Origin of the sequence: Chryseobacterium scophthalmum, assembly GCF_900143185.1 — a bacterium.
Taxonomy (GTDB): Bacteria; Bacteroidota; Bacteroidia; order Flavobacteriales; family Weeksellaceae; genus Chryseobacterium; species Chryseobacterium scophthalmum.
Window position 1 is genome coordinate 34,798 of record NZ_FSRQ01000006.1, and the last position, 23,702, is coordinate 58,499.

The window sequence follows — 23,702 nt, forward strand, 5'->3', positions numbered from 1 at the left end:
AAATTAATTAATATGAATGTATATTTTCACTAATAACCATAATCTTGGGTAAGATTATAATTAGAGTTTACAACGTCTAATGCTAAAGGTAATAGCTCTTTCCTGTTAGGCTGGAAATAATAAGCATAGCTCTTGATAGGATCTCCACTGATGTAAGGCTGAGTCATTGCTAATCTCCAGTTTACTTTTGTATAACCAGATGGTGTGGCAACAGATTGATTTGGACTGTAGAAAATATCTGCTTTTGCAACTCCTGCAGTTGTATAGAAATCAATGTCTAATACATTTTGCTGAGCTGTTTTTGTTGGCACATAGGTTGGCTTTTTGTAGAAAATATATTCAGGAACGTTTGCATAAGCTCCCGTACCATTCATAAATTGGGTAAGCTTAGCTCTTGTTTCATTAATTTTAGTTTCTAATAAATTCCAACGGATAAGATCGTATTTTCTTAATCCTTCACCACCAAATTCAAGCTGTCTTTCTTTCACGATATAATCAAAGAAAGCTGCTTTACCAGTCGGAATCGTTCCTACCTGACCTAAATTACCTGCATACGCTCTTTGTCTTACTGCCATCACTGCATTTACAGCATCTGCAGATGGGCCACCGTGTAATTCGTTATCTGCTTCAGCAAACATTAATAAAATATCTGAATATCTAAGCATTGGCCAGTCGATTCCTAAGTTTTGAGAAGTTCCTGTAATTGAGGTCCAAGATTTTCTGAATTTACCGTCATTCCAGTTGATAGAGGTTTGAAGCTCTTCCTGTTTTGTAGTATTTACTCTATAGATGGCGATGTTAACATCTCTTCTTAAATCATATTTTGTAAATTCATAAAAATAAACAGGAATTGCGCTGATTCCACCTGAAGATTTCCAATCGGTATCATCATGTCTTAAACCGTTATAGTAACCGATTTTACTATCTGTTCTTGAGTTTCCTCCGAAAGCTCCGATAGCATAGATTACTTCATTCGTAGCATCCTGAGAATTGGTATGCAATGATCTGAATAATCCTTCATAGCTAGGATTAAGCTGATGTTGAGCAGAATTGATAATATCTTTACACTCATCATAAGCGATCTGGTAATATTTCTGAGGATTAGAACCCTGCATCATTTGTTGAGGATTTCTTCTTAAAGAATATCCTGCTCTTGCTAAAGCTATTCTCGCTCTTAAACCTTTAACAGCACCTTTTGAAATTCTTTGTGCAGTAGTTCCTCCTTCAGATCTCCAAGGGACAAGACTTTCTGCTTTAAGTAAATCGTCAAGAATTTTATCATAAATAACATCTCTATCTGTTTTTGCAAGATACAAATCAGGAAGATCGGCTGAAGGTACATCTTGGAAAGGTACATCGCCCCAGTTTTTTATAAGATCATAGTAGAATTGGGCTCTCAATGTTAAAGCCTCACCCAAATACCTATTCATTAACGTCTTATCTGCTGCTGAACCAGTTTGCATCACTGGTGAAAGCGGGATGTTTTTAATGACAAGATTGGCTCTTTCAATTCCGGCATAAGTATCTAAGAAAGGTCTTAATAGCTCAGTATTCGTAGGAATTGCGCCGAAGCAACTAATTCCTCTTCTGTCATTCGCATTATAATCGCCAGAAGTTCTTAAATCGTCACCTGATTGAGTAAGGATTAAGTTCATTCTCTGACCATAAGTATTGTCACCCATAGTAGCGTTATAAACACCTACCAAAGCGGAAAAAGTATCTGGAGCAGAGTCAAATTGTTGTTTTTCGGCTGTATTAGATAAGCTTTCTACATCCAGGTAATCATCACAAGAGTTTAAAGATATTACTCCTGCAACAGCAAATAGTATTGTTAAAAATTTATTCTTCTTCATAATATTAGGTTTAAAAAGTGATGTCAACTCCTGATAAGATAAATCTGCTTCTTGGATAAGCGGCATAATCTACACCAGGTGTTAAAGGATTTCTTCTGGTATTAGCTTCTGGATCATATCCTGAATAACCAGTAATGGTAAAGACATTATTCATTGTGAAATACAGTCTGAAGTTTGAAAGTCCTAATTGTTTAGTAAATTCTTTTCCAAGAGAATACCCTAAAGTTACGTTGTTTAGTCTTAGGAAAGATCCATCTTCAATAGCATACGAATGTAAGAAATAAGCACCTGCAGGTGGAGTCCATCCTGTTGTATTGGCATTTAATGCAGCTAAAGCTGTTGGGTCATTTACTTTTACACCTGCATCATCGAACCATCTCCATCTATCGGCCACTTCAGCTAGCATGTTATTGTCTTTGTATAAATATTGTGTTGAATATTCTATTTTGTTAGCATTATACACTTTATTTCCAACAGAGAAGTTGAACATTAAGCTCATATCCCAGTTCTTGTAACGGAAATTCTGGCTAAAACCACCATAGAATTTTGGTTGGGCATTTCCTAGATCGGTCATATCTTTATTATCAATAATACCGTCACCGTTTAAATCTTGAAGTTTAAGATCTCCAGGTTGTATTAGTTTTGCTCCGTTTGCAGCGGCAGCAGAGCTAGGAATACCTGCTTTTAGTGTATAAACCTGCGTTGCTGGATTATAATCGAAATCACTAACTTCATATCTTCCCGCTGTTTGATATCCCCAAAAAGTACCTACTGGCTTACCAACTTGTACTAAGAAGTCATTCAAGCTGTTTTGCCAACCTGAAGGGTACAGGTAAGAAAAAGAACTTGGAGATGCATTATTTCCTAAACTTTTAATGGTGTTTCTGTTAGAAGAGATATTCGCATCCATTTTCCAAGTGAAATTTTCCTTGTTAATGATTGCACTTCCGATGGAGAATTCAATACCTTTATTCGTTGTACTTCCAGAGTTTTGATATTGATATTCGTAACCTCTGTCTTTAGGAATTTGAGCTAAAAGTAATAAGTCTTTGGTATCCGTTTGATAAACATCTAAAGTACCGTATACTTTTCCTTTAAATAAGCCAAAATCTAAACCTAGGTTTTTAGAAGCTGATTTTTCCCAAGTAACATTTTTGTTTGCTAAGATATTTCCTGTTGTAGCACCTGGAGTAACATTGGTGCCAAAAGCATATCCATAATCAGATGACGTTGTGAAGAAAGTATCATATAAGAAAGATCCGATTCTGTTATTTCCAGAAAGACCATATCCTAAACGAAGTTTTAATTCACTGATGGTTTGGCTTTCTTTTAAGAAATTTTCTTCAGTAATTTTCCAAGCGGCAGAAGCTGCAGGGAAATAGCCCCATTGATTTCCGGCTCCAAAAACACTTGAACCATCGGCTCTCATGGAAGCAGTAAGGATGTATTTATTTTTGAAGATATAGTTGGCTCTACCAAAAAATGATGCCAATCGGTCAGGGTTTCTTCCTGCTTTAGGAGCATCTTGTACCAATCCACCTGGAGGAGAAGCCGACTGAATGTTAGCAAATGCTTCTTCAGCACTTATAGATTTTGGAAACCATTTGATAGTCATTCCTAATGATTCTCCATCTGTTTTTACGATTTCCTGTCCTACTAATAGATCTAATTTGTGACTTCCAAATGTCTTTCTATAATTTAAAGTATTGGTATTGGTGATTCTTCTCGTTTGAGATTTGTTTAAAACAACCACAGGTTGATCATTATTCTGTCTTGCCACAGAAGTTATGGTTCCAGAGAACTGATTAAGATATTCATCCCTCTGCAAATATCCGATAACACTCCTGAAAGTGAAGTCTTTACTTATTTTGTATTCCAGCGTTCCATTGAGTAATAGATCATTTCTTCCATTTTCTTTAATCTCATTGTTTGCTAAAAGAATAGGATTTACAAGGTTGGTTTCATTTGCAAATAAAGGATCAAAATCATCAACGTTTACGTTAGATCCTCCTTCAAATGGTTGATACCTTACTGCATTCCTTAGTCGGTTGGTACTTTGTGAACCTGTAGATGAGGTTCCTGTTCCAAAGATGGTTTGTCTGCTGTATCTTGTATTTAAAGTAAAGTTTAATTTCTTCGAAATATCATAATCATATTTGAAGTTGAGCATGCTTCTTTTAAAACCAGATCCGATCATAATCCCATCTTCCTCTACATTATTTAAAGATAATGCGAAAGATGAATTGTCAGACCCTCCGGTGACAGCAAGGTTATGAGTAAAGTTAAATGCTTCTCTTCCAAAAACCTCGTCTTGCCAGTCTCTTTTTTGTACGTCTTTGTATTTGCTTAACTGGTCGTAAGTTCCATATCTTGCTTTGAAAGCATCAATATCCGTCTGAACTCCACCTTTATTATACACTTCATATTGATACAGCACATATTGATACGGATCTAATACATCGATCGTATTTTGAATTTTCCTTACCCCTAAAAATCCATTATAATTAATTGATGTTTTTGCTCTTTTACGGCCTCCTTTTGTGGTGATCATAACAACACCGTTGGCTCCTCTGGCTCCGTAGATATTGGTAGAAGACGCGTCTTTTAAAACTTCAATAGATTCAATTTCTTTTGGGGATAAAATAGATAGTGCATTATCCATTTGAACTCCATCTACAATGTAAAGGGGAGCATTACTTCCTGTAATAGAATTACCACCTCTGATAACAATGTCTACATCGGCTCCGGGTGAGCCTTCACTTAATGAAACCTGTACTCCGGCCATTCTTCCCTGAATTGCTTCGGCAGCATTGGTTGATGGCATATCTTTGATTGCTTCAGCCTTTACAGAAGATACGGAGTTAGTAACATCTTTTTTAGAAACTTTAGTATATCCTACCAAGACAACTTCGTCAATCTTGGTTTCTTTTTCCTGAGCCATAGCAAGGACGGGAAGCAGGAAAACAGTTAAATATAACCACTTTATTGATTGTACCTTTTTATCCATTTATTGTATCCTTATATAGTTTAATGTGTGGTTTGAGAAGCCAATAACTTCCCTAATTTTTTTGTGGATTTTTAAGTATTCTGTTTCTAGGAATATTTTAATGATGTACGCTTTTCTGAGTGCAATCGATTGCGTAATTATTCTTAATAAAATATCTTGGCTCCTAAACTAATATTATTTTTCATTACGCAAAGAAAAAAATGTTATTTTTCTATTAATTTGACTGTTTAATTTGTTAATAAACATAAAATGTTAAGATTGTTTATTGCTTTATTGTTTTGATTTTCAGTTCTTTGTGACTAGTTTTATTATTTGTTTTAAAGTTTGAAAATGTGAAAATAATTTGATGTTTAACGATTATAATGATAAGAAATCAGCGCAAATAAGAGTGTTTCAAGCTTCCAAAAACTCCCAAAAAGCATATCCAAACTGTAATTTTTATAATTACATCTGATTTTTATCATCTTTTTCATTCACAAAAACTTGTGTATTTTATAAATGATAATTTTTCACTTAAATTAACAAACAATATGTATAAATTTAATCTTATCCTTATATATAATATATTTAGTGGAGTTGTGTTAAAATATTTGGCATGATTTTTATTTTTTACAGTCGTTACATTGCATTTCTGTAAAAAAATCAGATACTTTTACTTCTTTATTTTCAGTTTTTTGTTATTAATTTAAAATTTATTTAATTGATTTTCAATTAAATATAAATTAAAATTAATTTTTTGTTAACCGAATACATATAATCTATATATTTATCGACAAGTATTTTTGTGGAATTTTAGTGTAATTTAATGCAATCGATTACGCAATGTTTAACAGGTTTTTAAAAACCATAATTTAAGTTTAAAATCTAGAGTATGACAAAATCAGAATTTCGTTACGCCCATCATCCTGAAGATGTAAAAAAATATACAACTGAAGACCTGAGAAGGGAGTTTTTGATGAATGATTTATTTAATGAAGATCAGATCAATGTAGTGTATTCTATGTACGACAGAATGATTGTAGGTGGTGTAATGCCTGTAAAAAGCGCATTGAAATTGGAGCCAACCGATGATCTGAAAGCGCAAAACTTCTTAGACAGAAGAGAATTGGGAATCATCAACGTGGGCGCTGCCGGAAAGGTAACGGTCGACGGAGAGGTTTTTGAGCTTGGAAACAAAGAAGCTTTATACATTGGAAAAGGCGCAAAAGATGTTGTTTTTGAAAACGGAAATGAGGGTCAAACTTTATTTTATTTCAACTCAGCTCCGGCGCATCACACTTTTCCTACAAAGAAAATCACTAAAAACGAAGCTGAAATTGTAGAATTGGGGGAAACAAAATACGCAAACAGACGTACAATTAATAAACTGATTGTAAACAGCGTATTAGAAACTTGCCAACTGCAAATGGGAATGACCGAGCTACACGAAGGAAGTGTTTGGAACACCATGCCTTCTCACACGCATACCCGTAGAATGGAAGCTTATTTTTATTTTGATTTGGAAGAAGGTCAGGCGGTAAGTCATTTTCTTGGTCAGCCGAATGAGACGCGTCATATTTTTATGAAAAACAATGAAGCGGTCTTGTCTCCGGAATGGTCTATTCACTCAGGAGTTGGTACTTCCAACTATACATTTATCTGGGGAATGGCAGGAGAAAATATGGATTATGGCGATATGGACGCTGTTAAAACTAACGAACTAAAGTAATTTTTTCTACATGAATTTATTCGATTTATCCGGTAAAGTTGCCGTTGTTACAGGCGGAACTCACGGATTAGGAATGGCAATGGCCGAAGGTCTTGCTGCTGCAGGTGCTGAACTGGCAATCACAAGTACAACTCCATCAAAATTAGATGAAGCTTTAGATTATTACCACAGTAAAGGGTATAGCGCTACAGGCTATCTTTTTGATGTAACAGACGAACGTGAGGCAGCTCAGAAGGTAGCTCTTATGGAAGCTACTCATGGGAAAATAGACATCTTGGTCAACAATGCAGGAATCATCAAGCGTATTCCCGCAATTGAGATGGATGTTGAAGACTTTAGAAAAGTAATCGATGTAGATCTTACCGGCCCTTTCATCATGTCCAAATTAGTTGGAAAACATATGATCAAAAGAAAATCTGGTAAAATCATTAATATTTGCTCTATGATGAGTGAGCTTGGTCGTGACAATGTAGTAGCGTACGCTTCTGCAAAAGGCGGACTGAAAATGCTTACCAAAAATTTAGCAACAGAATGGGCAAAACACAACATTCAGGTAAACGGAATCGGACCCGGATATTTTGCAACATCTCAAACAGAACCAATCAGAGTAGACGGTCATCCGTTTAACGATTTTATCATCAGCAGAACTCCAGAAGGAAGATGGGGAAATCCGGAAGATCTTGCAGGAACAGCTATTTTCTTAGCTTCTGACGCAAGCAAATTTATCAACGGACAAATTATTTACGTTGATGGAGGAATTTTGGCGACCATCGGGAAACCTGCTAATGAGTAACACAAGAATTTTACAGAAATGAAATCTTTTATTACAGATAACTTTTTATTACAAAATAAATACGCTGAAGAGCTATACTTCAATTTTGCTGAAAAACAGCCTATTATTGATTATCACAACCATTTAATTCCTAAAGATATTGCAGAAGATACAGTTTTCGAAAATATTTCAAAGGTTTGGATTGCAGGTGACCATTACAAATGGAGAGCGATGCGTACCATGGGGGTAAACGAAAAGTTTATCACAGGTGACGCTTCAGACAAAGAAAAGTTTGAAGCTTGGGCAAAAACTGTTCCTTATACTTTAAGAAACCCTTTGTATCACTGGACGCATTTAGAATTAAAGCGTTATTTCGGAATTGATGAATTGTTGAATGAAAACAATGCTTCAGAAATTTATGAAAATATCACTTCTCAGCTTCAGACTCCTGAAAAATCGACAAGAGGTTTGTTGAAAATGATGAATGTAGAATCTCTTTGTACAACGGAAGATCCGACTGATATTTTAAATTATCATCAGGATCTGGCGAAAAGCGATTTCTCCATTAAAGTAAGTACAGCTTTCCGTCCAGATAAAGCTATTCTTATTGAAAACCACAATTTCGCAGATTATATTTCTAAATTAGGCGAATCGGCAGGAATTGAAATCAATTCTTACCAGACTTTGTGCGATGCTTTAACAAAAAGAATCGAATATTTCCATGAAAACGGATGCAGATTGTGCGACCACGGATTGAACAATATTTCTTTCGAAGAAGCTTCAGATGCAGAAATAAGTGCTATTTTTAATGATAAAATTTCAGGAAAAGTAATTGCTGAAAAGCAGGTAAATCAGTTCAAAACCGCCATTTTGTTGTTTTTGGGCGAAACGTATCACAAATTTGGATGGGTTCAGCAGTTCCACTTGGGAGCTTTGAGAAACAATAATGAAAGAATGCACAGAATTTTGGGTCCTGATACAGGATGGGATTCTATTGGCGATTTCGTTCAGGCTGAAACTTTATCTAAATTATTAAACACTTTAGACGGAAAAGATAAACTCACCAAAACTATTCTATATAACTTAAATCCTGCCGACAACGAGATTTTCGCAACAATGATCGGAAATTTTAATGACGGCAGTATTAAAGGAAAAGTACAGTTCGGTTCAGGATGGTGGTTTTTGGATCAGAAAGACGGGATGATTAAGCAGATAAATGCCCTTTCAAACATGGGATTAATTAGCTGTTTCGTTGGAATGTTAACGGATTCAAGAAGTTTTCTTTCTTTCCCAAGACATGAATATTTCAGAAGAGTTCTTTGTAACTTATTCGGTGAAGAAATGAAAAACGGAGAATTGCCGGATGATATGGAACTGATTGGAAAAACTATTTCCGATATCTGTTATCATAATGCTAAAAATTATTTCGATTTTTAAATTCAAATAAAATTAAATCTCTCGCAGATTGAGCTGATTACGCAGATCATTTTTAAATCTGCAAAATTTGCTCAATCTGCGAGAAATAAAAAATATTTTTTAAACCATTAAGTAGAATTAAGAAGTTAAGTTCTTTTAAGCTTGAAATCTTAGATTTTATTAAGCAGACTATTTAAAGCCACGCTTGTCTTAACTATTCTAAACTCCTTAAATAAATCTTAATGGCTCAATATTTAATTAGAATTTTAAAAGATTAACATTAAAAAAATCTCTGATTTTTAACTTACGTGTTCTTTTTATTTTCAATAATTTAAACTTCAAATTACTTAAGTATCAAAATCTTTTGTGCCTTTTGTGGTTAAATAAAGAAGTTAATTAAAACTTATGGGCAAAATACTTACTTTCGGTGAAATCATCATGAGACTTTCACCCCCCGGAAACAAAACGATGAGACAGAGCCACGAAATGGAATTTTTCTTCGGCGGAACCGAGCTCAACGTAGCTTCTTCATTGGCAACAATGGGGTGCGAAGTAACGCACATCAGCAATGTTTCTGACGATTTTGTGGGAGAATCTGCATTGTCTTTCATCAAAAGTTTTGGGATCAATACATCTTTCATTAATAAAAATGAACATCCTTTGGGATTATATTTTCTTGAAGTTGGTTCATCGGTTCGTGCGAGCAGAATTGCTTACAACAGGTTGAACGGTTCTTTTGCCAACATCAAACCAGAACAGGTTGACTGGAAAAAAGCTTTAGAAGGTTGTAAATATTTTCACTGGACGGGCATCAGTCCCGGAATTTCAGAAGGTGCTTACGAAACTTTGAAAGAAGGTTTGTTGACGGCTCTTGAAATGGGAATTGAAGTGACTACAGATCCTGCTTACCGTTCCAATCTTTGGAAATATGGTAAAAACGGAAACGAAGTTTTAAAAGAATTAGTTTCTTACTCAACGATTTTCATCGGTGGAGTCAATGAAATTAATGAAATTCTTGCAACTCAATTTTCATCAGACCAACAAGGGTTTATGGAAGCTTGTGAAGAATTAAAAAAACAATGTCCTTCTATTCATAAAATTTTCGACAAAATAAGAATTGGGGTTACAGCAAGTTCTCAGCAAACGCAGGGGAGAGCTTTAGTCAATGGAAATTATTTTGAAACGGAACTTTTAGAAGTAAATCCTGTAGTTGATAGAATCGGAACGGGAGACGCTTTTGCAGCAGGTTTAATTTATGGATTATTAAATTTCGATGACGAAAAAGCATTGAAATTTGCCAACGCAGCTTGTGCTATAAAACACACTATTTTAGGCGATATCAATTATTGCAGCGCAGAAAATATTGAAGAAGTAATGAACGGAAATTCCGGAGGAAGAATTAAGAGATAGATCGTTGTTAGTTGATAGTTTATAACAACTTGCTTAAAATTAAAAACCTTTATTATCTTATTTAAGTGAAACGCCTTTGCGAACTTAAAAATATACATCAAGTTTTAAAAAGAAAATCTTTGCGCCCTTTGCATTAAAAACGAAAGTCTGGCAAATACAGCATACTAAAGGATGGATAAACCGCCATCAAAGATTATTTTCAAACAAAATAATTAAACAAAATGACAAAAATTCAATTAGTTACAAACACCATCATTAATCAGGGAGCTTTGCCTTTGTATTATAATGCTGATGAAACGGTAACTTTAGAAATATTGAGATCACTTTACAAAGCAGGAATTCGTGCGGTAGAATATACGAGTCGTGGAGAAGCTGCGTTGAGTAATTTCACAAAAATGGTAGAAGTTCGTAATGCAGAAATGCCTGAAATGCTTCTGGGAATCGGTACTATTAAGAATGTAAAGCAGGCCGAAGAATATTATAAAGCGGGTGCAGATTTCTTTATCAGTCCAGGTTTTGTGGCGGAAGTTGCAGCATTTTTAATTCCAAAAGTTTTGCTGTATAGCCCGGGTTGTATGACTCCGACAGAAATTATCGCAGCCGAAACTGCAGGCGTAACTTTTATTAAATTATTTCCCGGAAACGCGTTAGGTGCAGGATTTATGAGTGCAATTAAAGACGTGTTCCCAAATCTAAAATTTATGCCGACAGGTGGAGTAGATACCACAAAAGAAAGTATCGAAACCTGGTTTAAAGCTGGAGTTTCTGCTGTAGGAATGGGAAGCAAACTCGTAAGCAAAGAATTGATGCTTGCGAAAGACTATGCAACGATAGAAAGTGAAACTAAGAAAGTATTGGATATCATCCAAACTTTAAAATAATAACTAAATTCTAAAAACTAATATGAGTTCAGTTAAATCTCTTAAACCGACACAATACAGGTGGACAATATGTTTGCTGTTATTTCTTGCAACCACGATTAATTATTTGGATCGTCAGGTTTTATCATTGACGTGGAAAGATTTTATCGCACCGGAATTTCATTGGAATAACAACGATTACGGAAACATCACGGCATTATTTTCAATATTTTATGCTGTAGGAATGCTTTTCGCAGGAAAGTTTGTCGATTGGATGGATACCAAAAAAGGTTTCCTTTGGGCAATCGGAGTTTGGTCTATTGGTGCAGTATTACATGCATTCTGTGGAATTGCAACTTCAGGAATCCTTACCGGAAGCTGGTTTGTAGGTTTTTACGAATCTAAAGAAATCATCGGAAATGTAGGAAGCGTTTCTGCGGTAATCAGTACAAGTGTTACTTTATTCATTTTTGCACGTTTCGTTTTGGCAATTGGTGAAGCAGGGAATTTTCCGGCAGCGATTAAGACGACAGCAGAATATTTTCCTAAAAAAGACAGAGCATTTTCTACAAGTATCTGGAATGCAGGAGCAACGGTGGGAGCTTTGGCAGCACCGGTTACGATTCCCTTTATTGCAAAATCGATGGGTTGGGAATGGGCGTTTATCATCATCGGAGCTTTAGGTTTTGTTTGGATGGGACTGTGGGTATTTGTTTATAAAAAGCCTCATTTACACAAGAGAGTTAACGAACATGAGCTTACTTATATCAATCAGGATCAGGATGATCTTCCTAATGAAGACACTTCAGTTCCGGAAAAAGTATTCACGTTCAGAGAATGTTTCAGCTACAGACAGACTTGGGCTTTTGCATTCGGGAAATTCATGACAGACGGTGTTTGGTGGTTCTTTTTATTCTGGACTCCGGCATATTTAAGTTCTGTGTATGGAATGGATTCTACACAAAGTGCATTGCCGTTATTTGTATTGTATATGATTACTTTACTGTCAATTATCGGAGGATGGCTTCCAAAATATTTTGTTGAAAAGAAAGGAATGAATGCGTATAATGGAAGAATGAAAGCGATGTTAATTTTCGCATTTTTCCCTTTGTTAGCGCTTTTAGCACAACCTTTAGGTTCAGCAACATATTGGATTCCGGTATTAATTATCGGTGTTGCAGGAGCAGCGCACCAAGCTTGGTCGGCAAATATTTTCTCTACAGTCGGCGATATGTTCCCGAAAAAAGCCATCGCAACCATCACAGGAATTGGTGGAATGGCAGGCGGAATCGGTTCATTCATCATTAATAAATCTTCAGGATTATTGTTCGATCATGCACATAAAGCTTGGTCAACCGTTGATGGAGTACCTTTATTGGAAAAATATCCTCAATATATCAATGAAAGATTACCTGATGGATTCTTCGAACAATTAGAAAAATCAGGCGCAGTTGTTTCAGATGGAATTGATAAAGGATACATGATTATTTTCTCAGTTTGTGCAGTTGCTTATCTAATCGCATGGACAGTTATGAAAATGTTGGTTCCTAAGTATAAAGTGATCAGTAAATAGAAATAAAATTTAAATCATTAAGTAGAATTAAGAAGTTAAGAATCAGCAGGCAAATTGAAGTGCAAGCTTAAGAAATTTATTTCTCTTAAATAACCTTAACTCCTTAATAAATCTTAATGGTTCAAATAAAAACTTTGAGTTCTTAGCTAAGTGAAATCGAAGATTCGACCTAGTCAAACGCCTTTGCGAACTTAAAAATATACATCAAGCATTAAAAAAATCTTTGCGGACTTTGCGTTAAAAAAGCATTCAGCTTGGAGATTAAAAAGAATTAAAAACATCATTTAATTCAAATTAGAAAAATGGAAAATCAGACAAAACAAAAATTAAACCGCCAAAACAGCGGAATAGATACAAAACTTCCTATTAAAATAGTTCAATTCGGTGGAGGAAACTTCATGCGCGGATTTACAGACTATGTAATTGATAAATTAAATAAAGAGGCAGATTTCAATGCAGGAATTGTCAACATTCAGCCTACACCAAATGGTTCGGTTCACAAGCTTGAAGAACAGGGGAATTTGTACACTTTATTTTCAAGAGGAATTAAAAAAGGAGAAATCATCGATGAAAAATGCGTGATTTCATCGATTCAAAAGTCGATTAATCCTTATGCAGATTACAACAGTTTTTTAGAATTAGCGAAAGAAGAAGAGCTTGAATTTGTATTTTCTAATACGACCGAAACAGGAATCGCTTATGATGAAACAGAAACTTCTTACGAAGGTCCGCATAAAAATTTCCCTGCGAAAGTAGCGGTTTTACTGCACGAAAGATACAAGCATTTCAATGGAGCAGCAGACAAAGGATTAAGAATTATTCCTTGCGAACTGATCGAAGAAAATGCAATTGTTTTAAAAGGAATTATCTTAAAATATGCCCAACTTTGGAATTTAGAAGAGGGTTTTGCGCAATGGATTGAACAAAGCAATCATTTCCACAATACGTTGGTAGACAGAATCGTTCCGGGATATCCGAAAGATGATGCGGCAACTTATGAAGACCAGTTGGATTATGAAGATCCGATGATGGTGGTTTCTGAAACATTCCTTTTATGGGTGATTCAGGGAGGTGAAGATTTAAAACAGAGAATTCCTTTCAACAAAATCAATGAACAGATTTTGGTCGTAGATGATATTCAACCGTACCGTTTAAGAAAAGTAAGAATTCTCAATGGCGGACACACATTGATGTTGGCTCCGGCAATTTTAGCAGGAAAAGAAATCGTAAAAGAAGCAATCGACGACCAGTTTATCGGAACTTTTTTAAGCGAATCTATTTTTAATGAAGTGAATCAAACTTTAGGTTTAGATGAAACTGAGTTGAAAGAATTTGCGGAAGAAGTGTCTGACAGATTCAGAAATCCTTTCATCAAGCATCATTTGGCGAGTATTGCTTTATATTTTGTTTCTAAATTTAAAGTAAGAGTGGTTCCGAGTTTGTTGACTTATGTTGAAAGAAATAACAAACTTCCGTTGAACTTAACGTTCTCTCTGGCAAGTTTAATCAGATTCTATCAGGGAAGTTTTGGTGAAAAGTCTCTTCCTCTGAATGACGAAGAAGCAATCATAAACAGATTCAAGGAAATCTGGAAAAACGAAGATTACGAAGTAGTTTCAGAACTTTCGTTGAGCGAAAAACTGTTCTGGGATACCGACCTTACACAAGTTGAAGGTCTGAAAACTGCAGTAGCAAAAGCATTGTACGAAATCGACCACAATGACATGGAAACTGCGTACAAAAACTTTATTCAATTTTATTCTTAAAAATCATGCAAAAGAAAGTACTGAAAGTAAATCCCAAAGACAACGTTATTGTAGCGTTGATGGATTTGCCTGCCGGAGAATCGGTGCATCTAGACGGTACAGATTATACGATTCTTAAAGATATTAAAGCAAAACATAAATTCGCTGCCGTAGATTTTGAGGATGGCGACCATATTTTGATGTATGGCGTAATCGTTGGAAAAGCCAACCAATCAATCAGACAGGGCGAAGTCATTACCACCGAAAACGTAAAGCACCAAAGTGCAAAAGTGATTGGTAAAACAGAAACTCTGGGCTGGAATCCACCCAATGTAGACAAATGGAAAGACCGTACTTTCAACGGATATCACCGTGAAGACGGACAAGTAGGAACAGAAAACGTTTGGTTATTTTTCCCATTGGTATTCTGTGAAAACAAAAATATTGAAACACTAAAAGATATTTTTGAAAAAGAATTACTTCATGACAAAGCCAGCAAACATCAATTGTTATTAAGATCATTATTAAATGGCGGAGCGACTGATATTGTTGAGGAAGAAAAAGAAGATGATACAAGAATATTTAAAAATATCGATGTAAGATTCATCACACATCAAGGTGGTTGTGGCGGAATTCGTCAGGATGCTGAAGCATTGGGAAGACTGTTCGCAGGATATGTCAACAACCCGAATGTTGCAGGAGCTACGGTTCTCAGTTTAGGTTGTCAAAATCTTCAGGTGCAGATTTTTATGGATGAACTGCACGCTTTAGCTCCGAATAATAAAAAACCAATCGTCGTTTACGAGCAACAAAAATCAGGAACTATCGATGAAATGCTGACTGGCGTTATCAAAGATTCATACGAAGGCATTAAACAAGCTAATAATATCGAAAGAAAACCAGCCTCCATCACCAAACTGAACATCGGTTTGGAATGTGGTGGTTCAGACGGTTTTTCGGGAATTTCTGCAAACCCTGTTTTGGGCGAAGTTTCTGATATTATGGCAGCAGTTGGCGGAACAACGATGCTTGCAGAATTTCCTGAATTGTGTGGAGTAGAGCAAGAATTGGTCAACCGTTGCATCAACGATGAAGACGGTGTAAAGTTCCTGAAACTGATGAAAGATTTTGAAGCCTCTGTGGTTGCAGCAGGATCAGGTTTTGATATGAATCCATCTCCCGGAAACATCAAAGACGGTTTAATTACCGATGCAATGAAATCTGCAGGAGCTGCAAAAAAAGGTGGAGCTGCACCAATTGTAGAAGTTCTCGACTTTACAGAATATGCTACAAAACCGGGATTAAACCTTTTGTGTACACCAGGAAATGATGCCGAATGTACAACCGCTTTAGTCGGTTCAGGTGCAACAGTAGTTCTTTTCACAACAGGTCTTGGAACACCGATGGGAAATCCTATTTCTCCGGTAGTAAAGATCTCTTCAAACACTGTTTTGGCTGAAAAAATGTCAGATATTATCGATTTTAATGCAGGAACGGTGATTAGCGGAGATAAAACAATTCCCGAAGCTGCAGACGAACTTCTGGAACTCATCATCAACGTAGCCAGCGGTGAAGTAAAAACCAAAGCGGACGTTCTTAATCAGAATGATTTCATTCCATGGAGACGAGGTGTCTCTCTGTAATGGGTTAATTATATTAAATATTAGGGTTGAAAATGCTTTCTACATCGTGTAGAGAGCATTTTCTTTTTTTTGGTTTATTTATAGTTTTTTTAAACACTAATGACACAAATGTTTTCACGAATAAGCAGAATGATGGTATCAACAGAAACGGGCTTTAGCCCGTTTTTCTGTGAAGTATGAGAATTGGCTTCAGCCTAAATTTATAGAAGTTAAAAAAAATTGTTATTGAAAAGATGATTTTTAAATTCTTGAAAAGTGAAATTTTAAAGGTGCGGTATTATATTTTTCAAGAAATTGAATCTCATCCCTTTTTATCATTGGATCTTTAGCGGCTGGAAGGTTTTTATATTTTGGCTCCTCCTAAAATTTCAAGTTCTTGCCCTTTTGTTGGTTGTCCGTCTAATATTGGCATTGCAGACATTATTAATTCTCTTACTTCTTCAACTTTTAATGAGTTGTCGTGGTCTTCTTTGCTATCCCAAATTTCTGTAACGTAAACAGCATTTGTATCATTTTCGTCCTTACTGATAGCATATAATTTACAGCCTTTTGCAGTTGATACCAATTCAGATGCTTTCAATAAGATATTTGCAAGTTCATTTCTTTGTCCTGCTTTTGCTGTTAATTTTCCGTGAAGTAAATATTGGTTTGCCATGTTAATTTGTGGTTAATTTTAAAGTTTTATTTGTAGTTTTCTAATTGCTTGTTGTTGCGGTTACTCTTAGTTTGGTTTTGAAGTACGAAAGTTGAAACTTGCACAAATACACAATCGAAGCCGTTCAGTTCCGTATTTTGCAAAACCTATGTTAGCTGCCGTTCTTATTTGAACGATATCAAGTTTCAATATTTATTGAATTGGATATAAGAATTTTTTGCTTATTGTTTACTCTATATTTATAATAAACTTTAACATTATAATTTGCATTTTTTTGTAATTCAATATAATTGAAAAATCTAGTCCCTATTTTATGATAATTTTCATAATTATAAGATGCTGTATATTGTTCTAATGGAAGTTTAAAAGTATTATTGGAAAAAGATTCAATATTTTGATAAGCATTGGTATATTCAAAAACTTCATTTGAAATTGAATAGAAATTTAATTTTGGTTTTTTCTTATAGTATTGGATCAATATATAAAATTTATTTTCATTAAACTTATTTAATTCTTCTGTTTTTTCATAATCTTCATAAAGATAGAAGTCATAATTGTGTTTAAATTCGTTTTCCCAGAAAAATTCTGAATTTAAATTAAAGTTTTTAATTGTGATTTCTAAGTAATCATTTTTTAAGTTTTTTATGAAAATATCTGCTTTTTCTTGAGAATATGATGTAATGCTGGTGAATAAAAATAAAAAATATTTCATTTGTCGAGAGTTTTTGTGAAATTTCAGATAACGGTTTACGGTTTGGCGACGTGACGGCAATCGAAGTGCAAATGTTGACCTTTGCTGTTTCGCCCAACTATTACAAACCCTTGTTAGCGGTAGTTTTTATTCAAATTTAATTTTATGTTCTTGCTCAAAATAACTCACTTTGTCCATAATATTTTTTGCTATTTGGTCTTTAGAAGATTTTGTAATATCTACTATTTCTTTAAGCAGGTTGTAATAATTTCCACCTATTGCTATTTGCTCATAAGCAAACTTTGTTGCAAATAAATATCTGTCAATCCAATCTTCTGTAAATTGGTCTATAGAATCCTCATCATATTTTTTTACTTTAATTCGATAATCATAGTCTCCAATAAATTCAATTTCTTTCTCATTTATTGTGTCTATTGATATTGTTTTGTCCAAAAAATATTCTTTGATCTTCAAGCATTCTTTGTTTGCATCATTAGAGTTTTCCATCCATAAAATCAATGATACATTGATGTAATCATATTGATTTTCTATGGTATTTCGTAAACTATATTTATCTGCTTGTCTAAAAAAGAGAAAAATGTTTTGTCCACCAATTACATTAGCTGATTTTAAGTAGAATAATTTGTTACAGTTATTTAAAATTTTCATTTCGTTTAAGTTCAATAAATGATTTGTCGCCTTTTAGCAGATGGTTATTGGTAAAATTATAGCTAACGTTTTGTGGCTTTGTGATGGCGGGGAAATTGAAGCACAAACCTTCAATTTTGCACAAAAGTTCAACTGAAGAAATACTTTTGAACTTTGCAGTTTCGCCCCCACTATTGCAAAACCTTTGTTAATTGATGGTCTTTTGTAGGTAAGTTTTTTAGATGCTTATTTTTATCTCTAATTCTTCGGCAACAAAATGTCTGTTTCATAGCCTAGCTCCGTTAAATATTTCAATCCATTTTGGTTTTCCATTTTGTTTGTTCCTACCCATCCGTTTTTTCGTCCTTGCAAAATCAATTCTTTAATATATTTTGGTTCATTAATGTTAATTTTGTCATTTGTATTCTTTATTGTGTTTGTCAATTCTACGCCTGATTTTAAAATTTGTCCCATATGGTAGTGGTCAAGCGTTAGAAATTCTATTATTAATGGTGTCTGTTTTCGTCCTTCTAAAAATACTTTTACAGTCAGCGTATTGGTCTCAGTTCCTAAATGATATTTATCTGTAACTGAATACAGGTACACTAAATCTTCAATAGTTATTCTTCTCAACTTATTTTTCATTATCTGACAATTCGCTTTCGTGTTGAATACCATTTGCATTTATTCTACAATTCCATTTGCATATTGGAAATAATCCTGTTTCGTTTAACTCTACTGTTCCGCTAGCAACTAAATTGTCATTAATACCATTTTCGTCAGTATCGTCCATGTAAATATCGACGTGTTTACCTTGAAAAAGTAAAACTTCCTTTCCCTCATAGTCCAGTTTAATGTCTTGCTGAGAAAGAAGAACTAAATCACTTTCGATAAGTTCGTTAAAGTCTACATACAGTCTTGAATTATTCATTTTAGTTCGTGTCTTAATTGACGTAAGGTCTGTTTAGCCTTGCAGCTAACGTTTCGGGGCTTTGTGATGGTGGGGCAATCGAAGCACAAATGTTCAATTTTGTACAAAAATCCAATCGAAGAACTACCATTGAGCTTTGCAGTTTCGCCCCACTATTGCAAAACCCTTGTTAGCTGCAGTTTTATTCATCTTTTTTATAATAACTCCAAATATCATTTGATACTCCAATTATACAAATACCTTGATGATTACTGAATTTTGCAGTGTATGAATAGTGATTTTGTGATAAATATGTATCAATATGTTCATAAAAAAAATCAACATCATAAATAAAATTGTATTTAATATAATTATCATCATTTATATTATTTCTAATAATATTTTTCACGAAATCTCTTAAATAAAAACTATCAACTTCAAAATATCCGTTATTTGTTGATTGCTCATCTTGAAATAGTGTTGTAGATCTTAATACTTGTAATAATTCCGAACCTTGAATTTGGATTAAATCAATATTTTCAAATATATGACTAACAAATTTTTCAATTAGTTTCCACTCTATTTTAATTTCATTTTCAAAGGAATCATTAAAAATATTTTCATCAAATGAAAAATACAATGTTAATTCATTCAGTGTATATGTTGCGCTCCAATTTTTTGAGCTTTCTTGATTAAATTCAAGTTCTTTATTGTTTACAAGGATTTTCATAAAATTGCAGCAAACATTTGGCTTTACGCATTGCGCCAATCCAAACTATAATTTTGTTAAAAATAATGAAATAAACAGCGATAGCAAATTTTAATTTTTATTAAAAATAAAAATCATCTCTACGTATTTCAAACCCTCAACCGACACGTTCTAAAGCTATTTTGATACGTTCCTGAAAAGTCCTAATACGTTTTGTATTGTTTTAGATACGTTGCACAACCTATCCGGATACGTTCATCAGAAGTCCTGCGAGGTTGTTGATATCTCCGATGGCGTAATGTAACCATCTGTCTAAGTCATGCAACCTATCCCGACAAGTAAAAGATAAGTAGGAATAGATAAACAACCGCTCCGGAGATTTCATGAACGTATCTGAAGCGGTACATCATACCGAGCGACCATCAAAGAACCTCCCAAGATGATTAAATAAGCTGTCCGAAGCTATGTTAAACGTATTGAGAATAATAAACAACGTGTTCCGATCATTAAAGAACCTGTCAAAATATTTAAAAGACCAGTTAAAAGCATAAAAATACCCCTCCATATCATTGAAGGGGTGGTTAGTTATCGTTGTTTTACTTTGTCTCCTCGGTTGGAGCTGTAGAAGTCGAATTTTTCACAAAAAACTGTTTCAGATCTATGTATTTGTTTTCAAATCCCGGTGATGCTGTACCTGCTTTGTAGGTGGTGTATGAATAATCAGCCAACGCCGACTGATAATTGTCGTAATCATGTAACGTTTTGGCATTATTCAGTCTTGTGATCAGGCTTTCAAGTCTGTTAATCATTCCCTCCATACTATTTCGGGAGCTGTGGTCTTTGTTGAATTCGTCCCAATCTACTTCGGGAGAACTCAGGTTAGACTGGTTCTGATTGTAGTCGTAGACTTTGTTTACAAACAGTTTGTTTTGCTCATTGATGCTTCCGTAACGTCTGCGGTCTTCAGGTGAAAGGTTGATTGTGATTTCAGCAAGAGCTGTTTCCAATGCCGCGATGGCATCCTGTGCAGCAGTGATCTTTGCACTGCTCAAATGGGTGGAGTTCAAATTTGTTAATCCCATCATTTTTGATTTTAAAGGTTAATACTATGTATATAAAATCGTGTGTTTTTATTTTGAGGAATCACTAAGGTGGGAAAAAAAATAAAATGAAAATAAAAATTTTAAATGCCTGAAATAGTTACCAATTTTATTCACCGCAGAAATTCCCCTCCCTTGGAGGGGTGGATTTTTCCGAAAGGAAAAAGACGGGGTGGTTAAATACTTACAACAGAATTTTTCAATCTACTTGTAAAAACAAACCACCCCGTCAAAAATTCTTACGAATTTTCGCCACCCCTCCAGAGGAGGGGAATTTTTCAACTTTTTATTTCTATTGTTTGAATTTGTATTTAATAGCAAAATAAAATTAAAGCTGAGATTCTTCCTTCGTCAGAATGACAAAGATGCTGTTTAGTTAACTGTAAAAGCGACATAGGAAATGAAAGCGTTAAGAAAATAAGCGATGCGAACGTTAAGAAAATTCTTCTGTTCGAAGCGCGACATCAATTGTGAATTGAAGAAACAATTATGAACTCGCGCAAGTTTTAGAATTTTTAGAGAGTATCGGTTATTTTTAGCCTTTCAGTTCCAAGTCTTGAATTTTTGTTTTAAGACAAAAGAAATTTAAAAAAATAAGTCACTGCCCCAATCTTATTATATTCTAAGAATTCATTGCAATTATACAAAATCGGGAGACGGCAAAGATCTGTATTGCTAATTGTAAAAACGACATGGGAAATGAAAGCGTTAAGAAAATAAGCGATGCGAACGTTAAGAAAATTCTTCTGTTTGAAGCGCGACATTAATAGTGAATTGAAGAAACAATTATGAACTCGCGCAAGTTTTAGAATTTTTAGAGAGTATCGGTTATTTTTAGCCTTTCAGTTTCAAGTCTTGAATTTTTGTTTTAAGACAAAAGAAATTTAAAAAAATAAGTCACTGCCCAATCTTATTATATTCTAAGAATTCGTTGCAATTATACAAAATCGGGAGACGCCAAAGATGCTGTTTAGTTAAACTGTAAAAACGACATAGGAAATGAAAGCGTTAAGAAAATAAGCGATGCGAACGTTAAGAAAATTCTTCTGTTTGAAGCGCGACATCAATTGTGAATTGAAGAAACAATTATGAACTCGCGCAAGTTTTAGAATTTTTAGAGAGTATCGATTATTTTTAGCCTTTCAGTTCCAAGTCTTGAACTTTTGTTTCTTTTGTTTTAAGACAAAAGAAAATTAATAAAAGAAAAATTACTTCCTTTTTGAAGACTTCCTTACACAAATCTTCGGTGCAAGAACAACCTTCTTCTCAATAGAAACTCCGGAAGAATTATCTTTAATATGATCAAGGAAAACCTGTCCAGCCATATTCCCCATAATCAAAGGAGTCTGATCCATTGAGCTCATCGGAAGTTCCATAAACTGGGTAAAAGGTTCATTGGAGAAGCCGATAACAGCAACTTCCTGAGGAATTTTGATCTTACGCTTCTTTAATTCCTGACAAGCTCCTAACGCCGCAAAATCACTGGAAGAAAATATAGCATCCGGAATGGATGGTCTGCTCCATAAAGTTTTGATGGCATCAATTCCTGCTTCAATCGAACTTCCGGTAGAAATGATATTTTCTTCTTTTACCTGAAATTTGTGATCAATTAAAGCTTGTTTATAACCACTTAGACGGTTTTGATAAATCTCAAGATTCAAATCTCCGGCAAAGTGACAGATGTTTTTATACCCTTCGGAAATGAGATGTTCTGTCGCCATATAACCGCCTTTATAGTCATCAATGGTAACGGTACTAATTCCCGGAATATCTTTCTTTCTATCGAAAAATATAATAGGCGTATTGGATGTATTTAAAATTTGTTGAATATGTTCCGTGTCTACTGTGGTACGGGAAACAGACATAAAAATTCCGTCAACCTGAGCATTTAATAAAGTGTTCAAATGTTTTTTTTCCGTTAAAACATCTTCATGACTTTGGCAGATAATCACGTGATAACCGTGAAGAGAAAGTTCTTCTTCAATTCCACGGATAACCGATGAGAAAAAGTTGGTATTAATGTAGGGAACGATGATTCCCACGTTTTTGGTTTCCCCACTTTTTAGAGCTTTGGCAAGGTTATTCTGCTTATAGTTCATTTCCTTTGCAGTTTTAACCACCAAATCTTTCGTTGCCTGGCTGATTCTCGGATTATCATTCAATGCTCTGGAAACCGTTGCCACACTTACGTTTAGCTTCTTTGAAATATCATAAATAGTGGCATTTTTCTTTGTCATAGGTATTCTGGACTAACGTTAATTTTCCATCCGTATTCCTTGTATGGAATGGTGGTAAATTTAATCAAATTATAAATACCAATAGCGCAGAAGCTATAATTTTATACATTATTGATTAAATAATACTGAACAGTCTATTTCTAAAAGCTTTGCAGATCTATCGTAGTTTTACTACATCAAATCGTAGAATTACTACAATTTTCGAAATAATAGTTTAAAAGTTTTAAAAATATTTTTGGTGTATTTATCTTTGGGTTATAGAAATCACAAAAATACTAACGATTTAAAATTTACTTATTATGGCAGCAAATTCAAGAGGAATCTTAAAATTCAACGGCAGCGAAGGTCAAAAATTATTAAAGCTAAACTACAGCGTTTCAAGATCTACAGATGTTTCAGGTAGAGTAGCATCAGATCCGTCAAATGCATTGATCAAATTAACAATCGAGGCAACAGAAAAATCTGACATCCTTGAGTCATTGTTAAACGGAAAATACAAGCCAACTTCAGGCGAAATTACTTTCAACAAATCTCATGAAGAAGGTACTTTGATTACTTTAAACTGGGAAAATGGTTATGTAATTCAACATGAAGTAGATTTCGACGCAGTAGACGAAAACTCAATGTTGATCAGCTTTGTAGTAAGTGCTGAGAAAATCAACTATGGTAATTCTGCTTACGAAGGAATTTGGCCAACAAGCTAAAATTTGCAGATTTATTATTTATAGTAATATATAAAAGACTGTCCTCAAAAGACGGTCTTTT

General features: G+C 34.5%; 19 protein-coding genes. 9 read left to right on the plus strand and 10 right to left on the minus strand.

Going from position 1 to position 23,702, the window contains the following annotated elements; genetic code table 11:
- Positions 1–29: 29 nt before the first annotated feature.
- Positions 30–1,853: a RagB/SusD family nutrient uptake outer membrane protein gene (locus tag BUR17_RS19660; RefSeq protein ID WP_074232297.1), complete on the minus strand. Its 1,824-nt coding sequence runs from the start codon at positions 1,851–1,853 to the stop codon at positions 30–32.
- A gap of 10 nt (positions 1,854–1,863) precedes the next feature.
- A complete protein-coding gene (locus BUR17_RS19665) occupies positions 1,864–4,860 on the minus strand; it encodes a SusC/RagA family TonB-linked outer membrane protein (RefSeq protein WP_074232197.1) in 2,997 nt (998 codons plus the stop codon).
- 871 nt (positions 4,861–5,731) lie between these two features.
- Between BUR17_RS19665 and kduI the strand changes: the two genes are divergently transcribed.
- The 8 genes from kduI (at position 5,732) to BUR17_RS19705 (ending at position 15,987) form a co-directional block, all read left to right on the plus strand.
- Positions 5,732–6,568 carry a 5-dehydro-4-deoxy-D-glucuronate isomerase gene (kduI, locus tag BUR17_RS19670; protein ID WP_074232198.1) on the plus strand — a complete coding sequence of 279 codons (837 nt, stop codon included), beginning with the start codon at positions 5,732–5,734 and terminating at the stop codon, positions 6,566–6,568.
- A gap of 10 nt (positions 6,569–6,578) precedes the next feature.
- The gene (locus tag BUR17_RS19675) at positions 6,579–7,361 is read left to right on the plus strand and encodes a gluconate 5-dehydrogenase (protein WP_074232199.1); all 783 of its coding nucleotides are present in this window, start codon (positions 6,579–6,581) and stop codon (positions 7,359–7,361) included.
- Between the two features lie 18 nt (positions 7,362–7,379).
- Positions 7,380–8,777, plus strand: a complete 1,398-nt coding sequence (uxaC, locus tag BUR17_RS19680) for a glucuronate isomerase (RefSeq protein WP_074232200.1) — start codon at positions 7,380–7,382, stop codon at positions 8,775–8,777.
- 384 nt (positions 8,778–9,161) lie between these two features.
- Positions 9,162–10,166, plus strand: a complete 1,005-nt coding sequence (locus BUR17_RS19685) for a sugar kinase (protein WP_074232201.1) — start codon at positions 9,162–9,164, stop codon at positions 10,164–10,166.
- 221 nt (positions 10,167–10,387) lie between these two features.
- Positions 10,388–11,047, plus strand: coding sequence for a beta/alpha barrel domain-containing protein (locus BUR17_RS19690; RefSeq protein WP_074232202.1), 660 nt, complete (start codon positions 10,388–10,390; stop codon positions 11,045–11,047).
- A 22-nt stretch (positions 11,048–11,069) separates the two neighbouring features.
- Positions 11,070–12,599 carry an MFS transporter gene (locus BUR17_RS19695; protein WP_074232203.1) on the plus strand — a complete coding sequence of 510 codons (1,530 nt, stop codon included), beginning with the start codon at positions 11,070–11,072 and terminating at the stop codon, positions 12,597–12,599.
- A 302-nt stretch (positions 12,600–12,901) separates the two neighbouring features.
- Entirely contained in the window at positions 12,902–14,365 is a 1,464-nt protein-coding gene (locus BUR17_RS19700) for a tagaturonate reductase (protein WP_074232204.1), read from the plus strand.
- 5 nt (positions 14,366–14,370) lie between these two features.
- The gene (locus BUR17_RS19705) at positions 14,371–15,987 is read left to right on the plus strand and encodes a UxaA family hydrolase (RefSeq protein WP_074232205.1); all 1,617 of its coding nucleotides are present in this window, start codon (positions 14,371–14,373) and stop codon (positions 15,985–15,987) included.
- A gap of 343 nt (positions 15,988–16,330) precedes the next feature.
- Here BUR17_RS19705 and BUR17_RS19710 read toward each other — a convergent pair whose 3' ends face one another.
- From BUR17_RS19710 to BUR17_RS19745, 8 genes are all read right to left on the minus strand, one after another.
- Complete coding sequence (locus BUR17_RS19710; protein WP_074232206.1) at positions 16,331–16,642, minus strand: putative quinol monooxygenase; 312 nt, start codon at positions 16,640–16,642, stop codon at positions 16,331–16,333.
- A 178-nt stretch (positions 16,643–16,820) separates the two neighbouring features.
- Positions 16,821–17,354 (minus strand): hypothetical protein, encoded by a 534-nt coding sequence (locus BUR17_RS19715; RefSeq protein WP_074232207.1) that lies wholly within the window; start codon positions 17,352–17,354, stop codon positions 16,821–16,823.
- Between the two features lie 126 nt (positions 17,355–17,480).
- On the minus strand, positions 17,481–18,002 hold the full coding sequence (locus BUR17_RS19720) for a hypothetical protein (protein WP_074232208.1): 522 nt from the start codon (positions 18,000–18,002) through the stop codon (positions 17,481–17,483).
- A 237-nt stretch (positions 18,003–18,239) separates the two neighbouring features.
- Positions 18,240–18,626 (minus strand): hypothetical protein, encoded by a 387-nt coding sequence (locus BUR17_RS19725; RefSeq protein WP_074232209.1) that lies wholly within the window; start codon positions 18,624–18,626, stop codon positions 18,240–18,242.
- A complete protein-coding gene (locus BUR17_RS19730; protein WP_074232210.1) occupies positions 18,616–18,912 on the minus strand; it encodes a hypothetical protein in 297 nt (98 codons plus the stop codon). Before BUR17_RS19730 ends, BUR17_RS19725 begins: the two co-directional genes overlap by 11 nt.
- Positions 18,913–19,093: 181 nt before the next feature.
- Positions 19,094–19,621, minus strand: a complete 528-nt coding sequence (locus tag BUR17_RS19735) for a hypothetical protein (RefSeq protein WP_074232211.1) — start codon at positions 19,619–19,621, stop codon at positions 19,094–19,096.
- 575 nt (positions 19,622–20,196) lie between these two features.
- Positions 20,197–20,682: a hypothetical protein gene (locus BUR17_RS19740; RefSeq protein ID WP_074232298.1), complete on the minus strand. Its 486-nt coding sequence runs from the start codon at positions 20,680–20,682 to the stop codon at positions 20,197–20,199.
- Positions 20,683–21,908: 1,226 nt separating this feature from the next.
- Entirely contained in the window at positions 21,909–22,937 is a 1,029-nt protein-coding gene (locus tag BUR17_RS19745) for a LacI family DNA-binding transcriptional regulator (RefSeq protein ID WP_074232212.1), read from the minus strand.
- Between the two features lie 299 nt (positions 22,938–23,236).
- On the opposite strand from BUR17_RS19745, the gene tssD reads away from it, so the two are divergent.
- On the plus strand, positions 23,237–23,641 hold the full coding sequence (tssD, locus tag BUR17_RS19750) for a type VI secretion system tube protein TssD (protein ID WP_074232213.1): 405 nt from the start codon (positions 23,237–23,239) through the stop codon (positions 23,639–23,641).
- Positions 23,642–23,702: the final 61 nt, after the last annotated feature.

What these genes read in the sequence shown, in the direction of transcription:
- BUR17_RS19660 (WP_074232297.1), bottom strand. Translation starts at nt 1,853, where the DNA reads ATGAAGAAGAATAAATTTTTAACAATACTATTTGCTGTTGCAGGAGTA.
- BUR17_RS19665 (WP_074232197.1), bottom strand. Translation starts at nt 4,860, where the DNA reads ATGGATAAAAAGGTACAATCAATAAAGTGGTTATATTTAACTGTTTTC.
- kduI (WP_074232198.1), top strand. Translation starts at nt 5,732, where the DNA reads ATGACAAAATCAGAATTTCGTTACGCCCATCATCCTGAAGATGTAAAA.
- BUR17_RS19675 (WP_074232199.1), top strand. Translation starts at nt 6,579, where the DNA reads ATGAATTTATTCGATTTATCCGGTAAAGTTGCCGTTGTTACAGGCGGA.
- uxaC (WP_074232200.1), top strand. Translation starts at nt 7,380, where the DNA reads ATGAAATCTTTTATTACAGATAACTTTTTATTACAAAATAAATACGCT.
- BUR17_RS19685 (WP_074232201.1), top strand. Translation starts at nt 9,162, where the DNA reads ATGGGCAAAATACTTACTTTCGGTGAAATCATCATGAGACTTTCACCC.
- BUR17_RS19690 (WP_074232202.1), top strand. Translation starts at nt 10,388, where the DNA reads ATGACAAAAATTCAATTAGTTACAAACACCATCATTAATCAGGGAGCT.
- BUR17_RS19695 (WP_074232203.1), top strand. Translation starts at nt 11,070, where the DNA reads ATGAGTTCAGTTAAATCTCTTAAACCGACACAATACAGGTGGACAATA.
- BUR17_RS19700 (WP_074232204.1), top strand. Translation starts at nt 12,902, where the DNA reads ATGGAAAATCAGACAAAACAAAAATTAAACCGCCAAAACAGCGGAATA.
- BUR17_RS19705 (WP_074232205.1), top strand. Translation starts at nt 14,371, where the DNA reads ATGCAAAAGAAAGTACTGAAAGTAAATCCCAAAGACAACGTTATTGTA.
- BUR17_RS19710 (WP_074232206.1), bottom strand. Translation starts at nt 16,642, where the DNA reads ATGGCAAACCAATATTTACTTCACGGAAAATTAACAGCAAAAGCAGGA.
- BUR17_RS19715 (WP_074232207.1), bottom strand. Translation starts at nt 17,354, where the DNA reads ATGAAATATTTTTTATTTTTATTCACCAGCATTACATCATATTCTCAA.
- BUR17_RS19720 (WP_074232208.1), bottom strand. Translation starts at nt 18,002, where the DNA reads ATGAAAATTTTAAATAACTGTAACAAATTATTCTACTTAAAATCAGCT.
- BUR17_RS19725 (WP_074232209.1), bottom strand. Translation starts at nt 18,626, where the DNA reads ATGAAAAATAAGTTGAGAAGAATAACTATTGAAGATTTAGTGTACCTG.
- BUR17_RS19730 (WP_074232210.1), bottom strand. Translation starts at nt 18,912, where the DNA reads ATGAATAATTCAAGACTGTATGTAGACTTTAACGAACTTATCGAAAGT.
- BUR17_RS19735 (WP_074232211.1), bottom strand. Translation starts at nt 19,621, where the DNA reads ATGAAAATCCTTGTAAACAATAAAGAACTTGAATTTAATCAAGAAAGC.
- BUR17_RS19740 (WP_074232298.1), bottom strand. Translation starts at nt 20,682, where the DNA reads ATGGGATTAACAAATTTGAACTCCACCCATTTGAGCAGTGCAAAGATC.
- BUR17_RS19745 (WP_074232212.1), bottom strand. Translation starts at nt 22,937, where the DNA reads ATGACAAAGAAAAATGCCACTATTTATGATATTTCAAAGAAGCTAAAC.
- tssD (WP_074232213.1), top strand. Translation starts at nt 23,237, where the DNA reads ATGGCAGCAAATTCAAGAGGAATCTTAAAATTCAACGGCAGCGAAGGT.